This window comes from Micromonospora sp. NPDC000207, assembly GCF_040300925.1.
GTDB lineage: Bacteria > Actinomycetota > Actinomycetes > Mycobacteriales > Micromonosporaceae > Micromonospora.
In genome coordinates this window covers 1-13,657 of record NZ_JBEPEQ010000017.1, presented here as the reverse complement: position 1 = coordinate 13,657, position 13,657 = coordinate 1, and the positions used below count along the sequence as shown (strand labels likewise).

The following is a 13,657-nucleotide window of genomic DNA, read 5'->3' as shown; positions in this document are numbered from 1 at the left end:
CCGCTCCCGAAGGAGGTCCGCCCGTGAACCTGGCCGCACCGGTTCCGCCCCTGTCCCCGCATTCGCTTCTGGTGTTCCTCGTCGCGGTGGTCGTCCTGCTCCTGGTGGCCCGCCTGCTGGGAGCCGTCGCGGAGCGGTTCGGGGCACCCGCGATCGTCGGGGAACTGTTCACAGGTGTCCTGCTCGGCCCGTCCCTGCTGGGGAGCGTGGCGCCCGGGGTCGCCGGGTGGCTCCTGCCTACCGATCCGCACCAGTTCCACCTGTTGGACGCGGTCGGTCAGATCGGACTCCTCCTGCTGGTGGGGATCACCGGGGCGCACCTGGACCTCGGGCTGCTGCGCCGGCGTACCGGGGCGGCGGTCACCGTCAGCGTGACCGGTCTGGTGATCCCCCTGACCCTCGGAATCCTCCTGGGGCTGGCCCTTCCCACGGCGGTCACCGGGCAGGAGGGTGCCGGACGGCCGGTCTTCGCCCTGTTCCTCGGGGTGGCGATGTGCGTGACGGCGATCCCGGTGATCGCCAAGACCCTCTCCGACATGCGGTTGCTGCACCGCAACATCGGGCAGTTGACCCTCGCGGCCGGCATGGTCGACGACGCCGTGGGGTGGCTCCTGCTCTCCGTCGTGGCGGCGGCGGCGACCACCGGGGTCAGCCTCGGTCAGGTGTCGCTCTCCGTGCTCTACCTGGTCGGCTTCGTCCTCTTCGCCGCCACCGTCGGCCGGTTCGTGGTCCGCCGGGTGATGGACCGGGTGGCCCGCTCCGGCCAGTCGGGGCCGACGGTGACCGCCGCCGTGGTCATCGTCCTGTCCGGCGCGGTCGGCACCCACGCCCTCGGCATGGAACCGGTCTTCGGTGCCTTCGTCGCCGGCCTCCTGCTGGCCCCCTGCCGGTCGTCGCACGCCCTGCTGGGGCCACTGCGGACCGTCGTCATGGCGGTCCTGGCCCCACTCTTCCTGGCCATGGCGGGACTCCGGATGGATCTGACGGCGCTCGTCGACCCCCAGGTCGCTGTGACAGCGGTGGGGGTCCTGACGGTGGCGATCCTCGGGAAGTTCGTCGGGGCGTACCTGGGTGCCCGACTGACCCGGTTGTCCACCTGGGAGGGGCTCGCGTTGGGGGCCGGGATGAACGCCCGGGGGGTCATCGAGGTCATCGTGGCGATGACCGGGCTCCGGCTCGGCGTCCTGAACACCGCGACGTACACGACGGTGATCCTGGTCGCCATCGTCACCTCGTTGATGGCCCCACCGCTGCTGCGGTTGGCGATGGCGAAGGTCGGGCAGACCGAGGACGAGGAACTGCGGCGGATCGAGCACGACGTCTGGCAGGCCCGGTCCGTCCCGAGCCCCGACCGGGGCACCGACCCGCCACCGGTCGAGGGTGGCCCCGGCCGGGTGTGACTCGGCGGCCGATCCACCACCGGCGGTGCCGGACCCGCCGCCCCGACACGTCCCCCGCCGGGCGCCTCGCCGACGCCTGCGCCCCGGTGCCGGGAGACGGCACCGGGGCAGAGGGCCTGGTCACCGGGGCTGAGGGACGGCACCGGGGCAGAGGGCCTGGTCACCGGGGCTGAGGGACGGCACCGGGGCTGAGGGACGGCACCGGGGCTGAGGGACGGCACCGGGGCTGAGGGCCTGGTCACCGGAAGGTGGTGGCCCGTTCGGTCGTCGGGGTGTCGTCGTCGGCCGGGGCCGGGGTGGCGGCCTGCTCGGCGCGGTGTTGGCGGACCGACCACCCGATGGCGGCCACCCAGGTCACCACGATGAGCAGGTAGAGGCCGTACCGCAGCCCGGGTCCGGCCTCGACCCAGTCGCTGAGCAGCAGGGTCCGGGTGTTGGTCAGGATGATGACACCGCCGACGGCCGACCCGAGGACCCGGGGCGGGACGATCCGGACCAGCCAGGCGGCGATCGGTGCGGCGATCAGGCCACCGATCAGGAGGGCGGCGACCCAACCGAAGTCGATGTTCTCGGCACCCAGCCCGACCAGGAACCCGACGCTGGCCGCGACGGCGACCAGGAACTCGCTGGTGTCGATGGAGCCGATGACCCGACGTGGTTCCAGCCGACCACTGGCCAGGATGGCGGGGGTGCCGATCGGGCCCCACCCGCCCCCGCCGGTGGCGTCGACGAATCCGGCGACGAGTCCGAGCGGACCCAGGAACCGCTTGCGCAGCGGCAGTCCGACCCGGTCGCGGGGCAGACCGGCGACGGTGAAGCGGAGCAGCACGTACAGGCCGAGGGTGAGCAGGATCAGCGACATCACCGGGGCCGCGAACTCGGTGGAGAGGCTGGCGAGGAAGGTGGCGCCCGCGAAGGCCCCGACGGCTCCCGGCACGCCGACCCGGCGGACCACCCGCCAGTCGACGTTGCCGAAGCGCCAGTGGGCGGCTCCGGAGGCGAGGGTGGTGCCGATCTCGGCCAGGTGAACGGTGGCCGACGCGCTCGCGGCACTGGTGTTGAGCGCCAGCAGCAGCGTCGTGGAGGTCACGCCGTACGCCATTCCGAGGCTGCCGTCGACCAGCTGGGCACCGAGGCCGACGAGCGCGAGAAGGAGGAGTTTCCGCACAGTTACCGCCCGATCAAAAAGGGGAATGGGAGCTGAGCTGTTCGGAGCGAGGGAGCCGAGACGCCCCGGACACCAGGGGCGGGCCGGTGTATGCCCGGCTGGCGGGAATGTCGGAAAAATCGGCTCACCATGTCGTCGGAGACGAAGGGGACCAATCACATCGTCCGGGTCGGCCGAAATGATTGTTAACCGGTGAAGTGGCGGAGAATCGCTCTTCGACCCCGGTGCCGCGTCGGACCGGAGCGGCCGTACCGGTGAACGACACCTGTCGTACCCCCGGCGGTCGCGCACCTCGACCGGGGGCCGGGGGATGGGAACGCCAGCGTCGTCACGCGTATGTCGAACCACTTCCACCAGGTATTTCGGTGATTTGCCGTCGCCTCACCCGCCGTTCGGATGTCGAAGTTAATCGGTGGGGAATAACGCCTACAACATGGATAGGGATCGTTGTCCGTCATCCGGACACATGACAAGCACCCTTCCACATCGTGGGATGGGAAGCCCGCAAACGCCCCATACGCAGGGACAACCCGGCGATGACAATGCGTCATAAATGAGACGAGCAATCGACCCCTGACATCACCGGTGAGCCAATCCAGGAGAGCTGGAGTTGTTTTCGCTGGCCAACCCGCCGACAATTCCCGCCACGCTGGTAGGAAATCGCCACCAACCCCGTCGGATGGGGCAGATTTAACCGGGTCGTAACTGAGCGCCGCTACGTTATGACGGACTGCAACATAGATCGCTGCGAATTACGATTCGGTGGCCGCCGGTTCGGCCGCCGTCCGGCCCGTCACCCCGCGATCCTCGCGAGCGAAGTGGGAGCCCGATGAACGCTGCACCGCACACGCGCGACCTGATCATGGTCGTGAACCCCGTCGGGGCCGTCGAGCCCAGCCCCCGGATCACGGCCGCCGCCTGCGCCGGTGGTGGATGGGGCCTGCTCGACCTGGCCGCCGGGGACGACTGGACACTACGGGCGCTGCGCCAGGCCGCGTCCTGGTCCCCCGGGCCGATCGGGGTCCGGATCCCGGCCGGGTGTCAGGCCACCCCGGACGAGGTCGACGACGCCGCCCGGGGCCGGGTCGAACTCCTCCTGGTCACCCCCGACAGTCCCTGGCCGCTGGCCGAGATCACCAACCGGTACCGGGTGGTCGTGGAGGTGACCAGTCGGGACGAGGCCCGCGCCGCCGCAGCGGCCGGCGCACACGGACTGGTAGCCCGGGGCCTGGAGGCCGGTGGCCGGGTCAGCGACCTGAGCTCCTTCGTCCTGCTCCAGCAACTCGTCACCGACCAGACCCTCGACCTGCCGATCTGGGTGGTCGGCGGAATCGGCCCCCGTACCGCCGGAGCCGCAGTGGTGGGCGGGGCGGCAGGGGTCCTCCTGGACACCCAGCTCGCCCTCATGCCCGAGTCGGAGCTGCCCACCGACGTACGCGCCGCGATCCGACGGATGGACGGCTCGGAGACCGCACTCGTCGACGGCCACCGGGGAATGCGCCGAGGCGGCCGGCACGACGAGGACTCCGAACTGCTCCCCATCGGGCAGGACGGGTGGCTGGCCGGGCTCTTCGCCCAGCGGTGGACCGACACCGCGAGCGCCGTCCGGGGCCTGCGGGCGTCGATGCTCGCCGCCGCCGACTCCCCCGACGCCGGTGACCTGCTCCTGCCGGGTGCACCACTGGCCACGGCACTCGGGGTCCGGGTGCCGGTGGCCCAGGGACCGATGACCCGGGTCAGCGACGAGGCCGCCTTCGCGGCGGCGGTGGCCGACGGGGGCGGTCTGCCCTTCCTCGCCCTGGCCCTGAACTCCGCCGACAAGTGCCGTCGGATGCTCACCGAGACCGCCGGGCTGCTCGGCGACCGCCCCTGGGGGGTGGGGGTGCTCGGGTTCGCCCCGGAGGAGCTCCGCACCGCCCAGCTGGAGGTCATCAGGGAACTCCGCCCCCGGTACGCGATCATCGCCGGTGGTCGCCCGCCCCAGGCCCGGGCCCTGGAGGACCAGGGGATCAGCACCTTCCTGCACGTCCCCTCCCCCGGCCTGCTCCAACAGTTCCTGCGCGCCGGGGCACGCAAGTTCATCTTCGAGGGCGCCGAGTGCGGCGGACACGTCGGACCCCGGTTCAGCTTCCCGCTCTGGGAGGCCCAACTGAGCGTCCTCGACGAGTACCTCGACGCCGAACCGGACGCCGCCGCACAGATCCAGGTCCTGTTCGCCGGTGGTGTCCACGACGCCCGGTCGGCGGCGATGGTCGCCACCATGGCCGCACCGCTGGCCCGCCGGGGCGCCCGCGTCGGGGTGCTGATGGGCACCGCGTACCTGTTCACCACCGAGGCGGTCACCCACGGCGCCGTACAACCGCTGTTCCAGCAGGAGGCGGTGACCGCCGAACGGACCGCCCTGTTGGAGACCGCACCGGGGCACTCCACCCGGTGCCTGCACACCCCGTTCGTCGACGACTTCCACCGGCTGCGTACCCAGCTCTCCGCCGCCGGGGCGGAGAACCGCGAGGTGTGGGAGCGGCTGGAACTGCTCAACGTCGGTCGACTACGGATCGCCAGCAAGGGTCTGCGCCGCGCCGGTGACGTCATCGAGACGGTGGACGAGCAGGTCCAGGCCGCCGAGGGGCTGTTCATGGCCGGTCAGGTGGCGGTGCTGCGCGACGCCACCACCACCGTGGCGCAGCTGCACGACGCCGTCACCACCGAGGTACGCGACTTCCACGCCGCCCGACTCCACGCACTGCGGGCCCGGCTGAGCCCACCGGAGCCCGAGATCGAGGAACACGTGGCCCCCCTTGACGTCGCCGTCGTCGGGATGGCCTGTGTCCTGCCCGGCTCCCCCGACCTGGAGAGCTTCTGGCGTACGGTGCTCACCGGTGCCGACGCGGTGGGCGAGGTACCGCCCCAGCGCTGGGACACCGACCTGTACTACGCCCCCGAGGTCCCGCCCGGCCGCACCGGACGCATCAGCGTCTCCAAGTGGGGCGGGTTCATCGACCCGGTCCCCTTCGACGCCATCGGCTACGGCATCCCTCCGGCGGCGCTGGCCAGCATCGACCCCACCCAACTGCTCGCCCTGGAGGTCTCCCACCGGGCGCTGGTCGACGCCGGGTACCCGTACGACGCCCCGGGCGTCGACCACTGCCGTACCGGAGTGGTGTTCGGGGCGGAGGCCGGCAGCGACATGGGTCACGCACAGACCCTGCGCACCATGCTCCCCGCCTACCTGGGCGAGGTCCCGGAGGAGATGTCGCCGCTGCTGCCGACGGTCACCGAGGACAGCTTCCCCGGGGTCCTGGCCAACGTCATCGCCGGCCGGGTCGCCAACCGGCTCGACCTGGGTGGACCCAACTACACCATCGACGCCGCCTGCGCCTCCTCACTGGCGGCGTTGGACGCCGCGTGCAAGGAACTGCGCAACGGCGACAGCGACCTGATGATCTGCGGCGGCGCGGACCTGCACAACGGCATCAACGACTACCTGATGTTCACCTCCGCGCACGCGCTCTCCCCGACCGGCAGGTCCCGGCCGTTCGACAGCACCGGCGACGGGATCGCCCTGGGCGAGGGGGTGGTCTGCGTCGTCCTGAAGCGGCTCGCCGACGCCGAACGCGACGGGGACCGGATCTACGCCGTGGTCAAGGGACTCGGCGGGGCCAGCGACGGGCGCGCCCTCGGTCTCACCGCGCCGCGTCCCGAGGGGCAGCGGCGGGCGTTGGACCGGGCGTACCACCGCAGCGGGATCTCACCCCGGGAGGTCGGCCTCGTCGAGGCGCACGGCACCGGCACCGTCGTCGGTGACCGTACCGAGCTGGAGACCCTCACCCGACTCTTCACCGAGGCCGGGGCCGAACCGGGTGGGTGCGCCCTGGGGTCGGTGAAGTCCCAGATCGGGCACACCAAGTGCGCTGCCGGGCTGGCCGGACTGATCAAGGCGACCCTCGCCCTCTACCACGGGGTCCGTCCCCCCACCATCCACCTGCGACGTCCCAACCCGGCCTGGCATCCGCAGCAGAGCCCGTTCGCCTTCTTCACCGAGGCCCGGCCCTGGTCGGCACCGGCGGACGAGCGGGTCGCCGGGGTCAGCGCCTTCGGGTTCGGCGGCACCAACTTCCACGTGGTGCTCGCCGCCCACGCCGACGCCCCGGAGCCCCGGCACTCCCGGCGGAGCTGGCCGGCGGAGCTGTTCTGCTTCCGGGGCACCGACCGGGCCGCCGCCCACCACGCGGTCCGCCAGTTGCTCACCGACCTCGCCGCCGACGGTGCCCCTGACGCACCGGACCGCCTGGCCCGGCTGGCCGCCTCGGTCGCCGCGACCTCGGCCCACCGCCCCGGTCCGGTACGGGTGGCGGTGGTCGCCCGGGACCACACCGAGTTGGAGACCCTGCTGCACCGGGCCCTCGCCGGGGACCACGACCCGGGTCGGGGCCTGGTCCAACCGGCCGACGGGGCGCAGTCCGGCCCCGGGACCGTGGCGTTCCTCTTCCCCGGGCAGGGCAGTCAGCGGCCCGGGGCGTTGGCCGAACTCTTCGTCGCCTTCCCGGAGCTGCGCCACTACCTGGAACTGGACCGGTCCGCCGCCGAGCTGCTCTTCCCCCCGGCGGCCTTCGACGCCGAGGGCCGCCGCGAGCAGGAGAACCGGGTACGCGACACCCGGGTCGCCCAGCCCGTCCTGGGCATCGGCGGGCTCGCCGTCGACCACCTGCTGCGCCGCCTCGGCGTCCGGCCCGACATGACGGCCGGGCACAGCTACGGCGAACTCGTCGGGCTCTGCGTCGCCGGAGCCTTCGACGCGCCGACCCTGCTGGAGTTGAGCCGGGCACGGGCCCAGGCCATCCTCGGTGCGACCGGCGACGACCCGGGCACCATGGCCGCTGTCACCGCCGGGGCCGACGAGGTGGCCACGGTGCTCGCCGCCTCCGGGCTGACCAGCGAGGTGGTCCTGGCCAACCGGAACGCCCCCCACCAGGTGGTGATCTCCGGGCCCACCGTGAAGGTCCACGCGGCGGTGGCGGCCCTGAAGGACGCCGGACTGTCCGCCAAGGGGATCCCGGTGGCCTGTGCCTTCCACAGCCCGGTGGTCGCCGGTGCGGTGGAGACCTTCGCCGAGGTGCTCGCCGGGCAACGGATCACTCCGCCCCGGATCCCGGTCTGGTCCAACCTCACCGCCGCGCCCTACAGCGGTGACGCCGACCGGGTCCGCCACCACCTGGCCGAGCAGATCGGCGCCCCGGTGCGCTTCGTGGAGCAGATCGAGGCGATGTACGCCGCCGGTGCCCGCATCTTCGTCGAGGTCGGCCCCGGCCAGGTGCTCACCCGGCTGGTCGGCGCGGTCCTCGCGGGCCGACCGCACCAGGTGGTCGCCTGCGAGCGCGGGCCGCAGGACGGGCTGCGCGGATTCCTGATCTCGATCGCCGAGCTGGCCTGCGCCGGTCTGCCGGTCCGCCCCGACTGGCTGTTCCAGGGCCGGGTCGGTGCGGACACCCCGGTCGGTACCACCACCCGCCGTCCGGTCTGGACCGTCGACGGCCAACTCGTCCGGGACCAGCACGGCAACTGTCTTCCCGGTGGCATGACCCCTCCCCGACGTGTCAAGGAGCTGTCGATGACCCCAGCGAACGGCACCGCCCCCGCCGTCCCGGCGCCCCCCGCCGCCCCCGCCGTTGCGGCCGTCCCGGCGGTCCCGGTGGTCCCGGCCGCCCCCGTCACCGGTCACCGGGACACCCGCAGCGACCTGCTCAGCGAGTACCTGCGCAACAACCGGGACATCATCGCCGCCCAGCGGGACGTCATGCTCGCCTTCCTCGGTGAGCCCCCCGGCTCGGCCCCGGCCCCCGGGTACTCCTCCGACCACCGGCTGGAGCAGCACCACGCGCCGATGCTGCCGGCGGCTGCGCCGCCCGCCGCCGCGCCGAGCGCGCCACCGCGTCAGGTCGTCGCCTCGACGAACGGGGGGACCGCCCTGGCCACTGCGATCGCGGCGGCACCGGTCGCACCCCCCGCCCCGGCTCCGGCGGCCCCATCGACGATCGCCCCGGTCGCCGTACCGGCCGCGCTGCCGGCCGCACCCACCGCCCCGGCACCGGCACCGGCACCGGCACCGGTCGTCGTACCGGCACCGGTCGTCGCGCCCGTTGCCGCCGCGCCCGCTGCCGCCGGGCCGAGCCTGGGCGACTTCCAGAACGCGATCCTCACCGTGCTCAGCGAACGCACCGGCTACCCCGCCGACCTCATCGAACTCGACCTCGACCTCGAAGCCGACCTCTCCATCGACAGCATCAAACGCGCCGAGGTCGCCGGAGAGGTGGCCCACCGACTCGACCTCACCGTCGACGGCGACGAGAGCGAACTCGAAGACCTCGTCAAAGCCCGCACCGTCCGCGCCATGGTCACCTGGCTCGACGAGAGGATGAGCGGCACCGTCACCGCTACCGCGACCCTCACCGCCACGACCGTCGCCCCCGCCGCGCCCGGACCGGCCACCGCACCGACCCCGCCGAGCGGCGTCGGGTCCCCGTCGCCGGTCGGAGTGGGGGTGGCCCCGAAACGACTCGTCGCCCGAGACACCCTCCGGCCCGCGTCCCCCGGGGACCCGGCGACGGTCCTCGCCGGTGCCCGGTTCCTGATCACCGGAGGCGGGGAGGTCGGGGCGTACCTGGCCGAGATGCTCGGCGCGCACGGTGCCAGCGGGCAGCTCGGGGTGCTCGACGACGGCCAGGCCGACACCGGCTTCGACGGGGTGATCGTCCTCGACGGGCTGACCCACCTCGACGAACCGCTCCTGCCCGACGTCTTCCCGCTGCTGCAACGGGCCCTCGCCGCCGGGCCGCGATGGCTGCTCGCCGCCGGGGTCGAGCACGCCGGCGGGGCCGCCGACGGGATGCCCGGTCTGTTCCGCACCATCGCCCGCGAGTACCCCCAGCTCAACGCCCGGTTCGTGGCGACCGCTACGGGTACGCCGGCACAGGTCGTGGCCCGGCAGGTCGTCACGGAGCTGCTGATCTCCCGGGACGCTCCGGTGGTCCGCCTGCGTGGCGGCGACAGGTACGTCACCGACCTGGTGCCGATGGAGCTGGGCGTGTTGGCAGCCGGTGGGGCCGGACCGGCCGGCGACGGGGTGGCCGAGGCCGGTGCCCTCGGGTTGACCTCCGACTCGGTGGTGGTGCTGGTCGGCGGAGCCCGGGGCATCACCCCGTGGTTCGCCAGGGTCCTGGCCTCGGCCAGCCGGTGCCGGGTCGAACTGGTCGGCCGTACCCCGCTGCCGCAGGGACCGCAGGACCCGACGGTGGCGGCGGCGCAGGACAAGGCGGCACTGGTCGCCGTGCTGGCCCGGCAGGGCGGACGGTCACCGGCGGAGATCGACCGGGAGGCGCGGCAGATCCTGGCCGCCCGGGAGGTGGCCGCCACCGTCGCCGAGCTGACCGCCACCGGGGCCGAGGTCCGCTACCACGCCCTGGACGTGTGCGACGCCGAGGCGACGAGGGCGCTGCTGGCCCGCCTCCACGCCGAGCACGGCCGACTCGACGCCCTGGTCTACGCCGCCGGGATCATCGAGGACAAGCTGATCTCCGAGAAGGACCCGGCGTCGTTCGGGCGGGTCTTCGGCACCAAGGTCGACGGGGCGCGCACCGTCCTGGCCGCCCTGGACGACCTGCCGGGCAAGCCCCGGTTCGTGGTCTTCTTCGGCAGCATCGCCGCCGCCTACGGAAACCGGGGGCAGGCCGACTACGCCGCCGCCAACGACGCCCTGGACACCATCGGCACCAGGTGGGCGGGCCGGACCGGGTCCCGCTGCCTCACCGTCCACTGGGGTCCGTGGGCACCCGGAGCCGGACACGGCGGCATGGTCACCGCCGAACTGAGCCGGGAGTACGCCCGGCGCGGCATCGGCCTGATCGACCCGGAGGAGGGCGCACTGGCCCTGCTGCGGGAACTGGCCTGGGCAGACGCCTCGGTCACCTCGGTGGTCTACACCGCCTCGGGGTGGTGAGCACCCCGATGCCCCGCCGCCTGGCCCCCGCCCACAGTGCCCGCCGGAGGACCCGATGAGCGCCACCCCGTTCCCACCCGACCCGATCGCCATCGTCGGGATGGCCGCCCTGATGCCCAACGCCGGTGACCTGGACAGCTACTGGAAGAACCTGGTCGACGGGGTGGACGCCATCACCGAGGTCCCCGCGCACCGGTGGGACGAGGAGTTCTACGACCCGGACCAGGCGCACCGGCCGGACCGGATGTACTGCCGGCGGGGCGGTTTCGTCGACGAGCACGCCACCTTCGAGCCACTGCGGTTCGGGGTGATGCCCGCGTCGGTCCCGGACATCGAACCCGATCAGCTGATCACCCTGGAGGTCGCCGCCCGGGCCATCGACGACGCCGGCGGGCCGGAGAAGCTCCCCGACGGGGAACGGGTCGGGGTGATCATCGGTCGGGGCGGGATCCTCAGCCCCGCCCAGGCCCGGTACGCCCAGCGGGTCCGGATGTCCAGCCAGGTGGTGCAGATCCTGCGGGACCTGGTGCCGGACCTGGACCCCCACCGACTCGACCTGCTGCGCAAGAAGTTCGACGAGCGGCTGGGGCCGTACCAGCCGGAGGGGACGATCGGGCTGGTGCCGAACCTGGCCGCCTCCCGGGTGGCCAACCGGCTCGACCTGCGGGGTCCGGCGTACACCATCGACGCCGCCTGCGCCTCCTCCCTCATCGCCGTCGACCAGGGCATCACCGAGCTGGTCAACGGCCGGCTCGACGCGGTCCTCGCCGGTGGGGTCCACCACGTGCACGACATCAGCTTCTGGTCGGTCTTCAGCCAGTTGCGGGCGCTGTCGCGGCGGGGTGAGATCCGCCCCTTCGACGCCGACGCCGACGGGCTGCTCATCGGCGAGGGCACCGGCGTGGTGGTCCTCAAGCGGTACGCCGACGCGCAGCGCGACGGTGACCGGGTCTACGCGGTGATCCGGGGCAGTGGGACGTCCAGTGACGGCCGGTCGGCGAGCATGTTCAACCCGGCGGTCTCCGGTCAGGTGCTGGCCATCCGCCGGGCCTGGCGGGCCGCCGGGCTGGACCCGACCGCCCCGGACGCGATCGGGCTGCTGGAGGCGCACGGCACCGGGACCCCGACGGGGGACGCCGCCGAGCTGACCACCGTCGCCGAGGTGTTCGGCCCGTACGCCGGCGGCCCGAGACCGGTGATCGGGTCGGTGAAGTCGATGATCGGGCACACCATGCCCGCCGCCGGTATCGCCGGGCTGATCAAGGCGGCGCTCGCCGTACACCGGGGTGTCCTGCCGCCGACCCTGCACTGCGAGTCGCCGCGCCGGGAGATGGCCGCGACCCGGTTCGCCCCGATCGCCGCCGCGCGCGAATGGGAGTCCGACGGTCCACGGCGGGCCGCGATCAACGCGTTCGGCTTCGGCGGGATCAACGCCCACCTGATCATCGAGCAGGCCCCGGAGTCGGTGGGCGCGCCGGTCGCTCCGGTCACCGTCACCGCCCGTACCGAGGTGACCGAACCGGACCAGGTCCTGTGGCTGGCCGCACCGGACCCGGCCCGGCTCGCCGCACTGCTCGACCGCGACGACCACGAGGTACGCCGACTCGGCGCGCAGACCGCTGCCGGGTCCGACGGGCACCCGCCGGGCCGCAGCCGGCTGGGCGTCGTCGACCCGACCGACCGGCTCCTCGCGGTGGCCCGCAAGGCGGTCGCCCGGGGCCAGGCGTGGCGGGGTGGGCGGGACATCTGGTTCAGCCCGCAGCCGCTGCTCGCCGACGGTGGAAAGGTCGCTTTCGTCTTCCCCGGGTTGGAGGCGGAGTTCACCCCGCGCACCGCCGACCTGGCCGCGCACTTCGGGCTGCCCGACCGCGAGTGGTCCTCGGCCGACCTGGGTCGGCACGGGGCCGGGCTGATCGAGGTGGGCCGGCTCCTGCACACGGCGCTGGCCCGGATCGACGTCCACCCGGACGCCTTCGCCGGGCACAGCATCGGCGAGTGGACCGCCGCCGCGGTCAGCGGTCAGGTCAGTACGACCACGATGGACGAGTTCCTGGCGTTGTTCGACGCCGAATCGGTGGAGGTCTCCGGGTACGTCTTCGCTGCGATCGGGGCGGGCGCCGAGCAGGTGACCCCGCTGCTCGCGGACTTCCCGACGGTGGTGCTCTCGCACGACAACGCCCCGGGACAGTCGGTGGTCAACGGGCCGGAGCCGCAGGTGGACCGGTTGGTCGAGGCGTTGCGGTCCCGCAACGTGCTGTGCCAGAAGCTGCCCTTCCGTTCGGCGTTCCACACCCCGGCCTTCGCCGACGGGCTCACCTCGATCGGGGCCGCCCTGGGCCGGTGGCAGGTGCACCCGACCCGGGTGCCGGTCTGGTCGGCCACCCTGGCCGCCCCGTTCCCGGCCGACGAGGACGAGGTCAACCGGACCTTCGTCAGGCACATGATGGAGCCGGTCTGGTTCCGGCAGACGGTCGAGGCGATGTACGCCGCCGGGTTCCGGGTGTTCCTCCAGGTCGGTTCCGGGCAGTTGGCCTCCCTGGTCGGGGACAACCTGCGGGGCCGTGACCACCTCGCCCTGCCGGTGAACACCGCCCACCGTGGCGGACTCAACCAGCTGCGCCGGGTCGCCACCGCCCTGTGGGTGGAGGGGGCCGAACCGAACCTGGCCGCCCTGGACGCCCCTCGCACCACCACGGCGAAGCCGGCCACCCCTCGGCGCGGACCACGGATGAAGCTCGACCTCGGTGGTCCGCTGGTCCGGCTCGGCGCGGACGCCGCCGGACTGCTCGGCCTCCAGGCGTCTGCGCCCCCGGCCGCCGACACCCGGACCGCCCCCACCCAGACCACCGCCGAATCGACCTCCCCCACCCCGACCGCCCCCAGCCCGGCCAAGGCCGGGTCGACCACAGCCACCCCGACCACTGACCGCCCGGCCGCCGGGGGTTACCCCGCCGCCGTCGGCGTGGCACCCGGCTCGTCGCCCCCACCCGCGTCGACGGAGCCGGGGGCCGCGCTGACCGCGCTGAACCGGCTCGCCGGGGAGTCCAGCGCCGCAGCCGAACTCGCCGCGCTGCTCAAGCACACCGGGCAGGACGC

Annotated in this window: 4 protein-coding genes; 3 read left to right on the top strand and 1 reads right to left on the bottom strand. The window is 73.3% G+C overall.

The genetic code is table 11. The features are described 5' to 3' along the window. The first annotated feature begins 23 nt into the window (after window positions 1-23). Window positions 24-1,400, top strand: coding sequence for a cation:proton antiporter (locus ABT336_RS06660; RefSeq protein ID WP_350895524.1), 1,377 nt, complete (start codon window positions 24-26; stop codon window positions 1,398-1,400). Between the two features lie 238 nt (window positions 1,401-1,638). Here ABT336_RS06660 and ABT336_RS06655 read toward each other — a convergent pair whose 3' ends face one another. Then, complete coding sequence (locus ABT336_RS06655) at window positions 1,639-2,568, bottom strand: sulfite exporter TauE/SafE family protein (RefSeq protein WP_350895523.1); 930 nt, start codon at window positions 2,566-2,568, stop codon at window positions 1,639-1,641. An 829-nt stretch (window positions 2,569-3,397) separates the two neighbouring features. On the opposite strand from ABT336_RS06655, the gene ABT336_RS06650 reads away from it, so the two are divergent. Together ABT336_RS06650 and ABT336_RS06645 are read left to right on the top strand one after the other, a co-directional pair. Further along, a complete protein-coding gene (locus ABT336_RS06650) occupies window positions 3,398-10,561 on the top strand; it encodes an SDR family NAD(P)-dependent oxidoreductase (protein ID WP_350895522.1) in 7,164 nt (2,387 codons plus the stop codon). 55 nt (window positions 10,562-10,616) lie between these two features. Beyond that, a partial coding sequence (locus tag ABT336_RS06645) for a beta-ketoacyl synthase N-terminal-like domain-containing protein (RefSeq protein ID WP_350895521.1) occupies window positions 10,617-13,657 on the top strand: 3,041 nt, incomplete at its 3' end.

Bases quoted from the DNA above. Each gene is read 5' to 3' on its own strand.
- ABT336_RS06650 (WP_350895522.1), top strand. From the start codon at position 3,398: ATGAACGCTGCACCGCACACGCGCGACCTGATCATGGTCGTGAACCCC.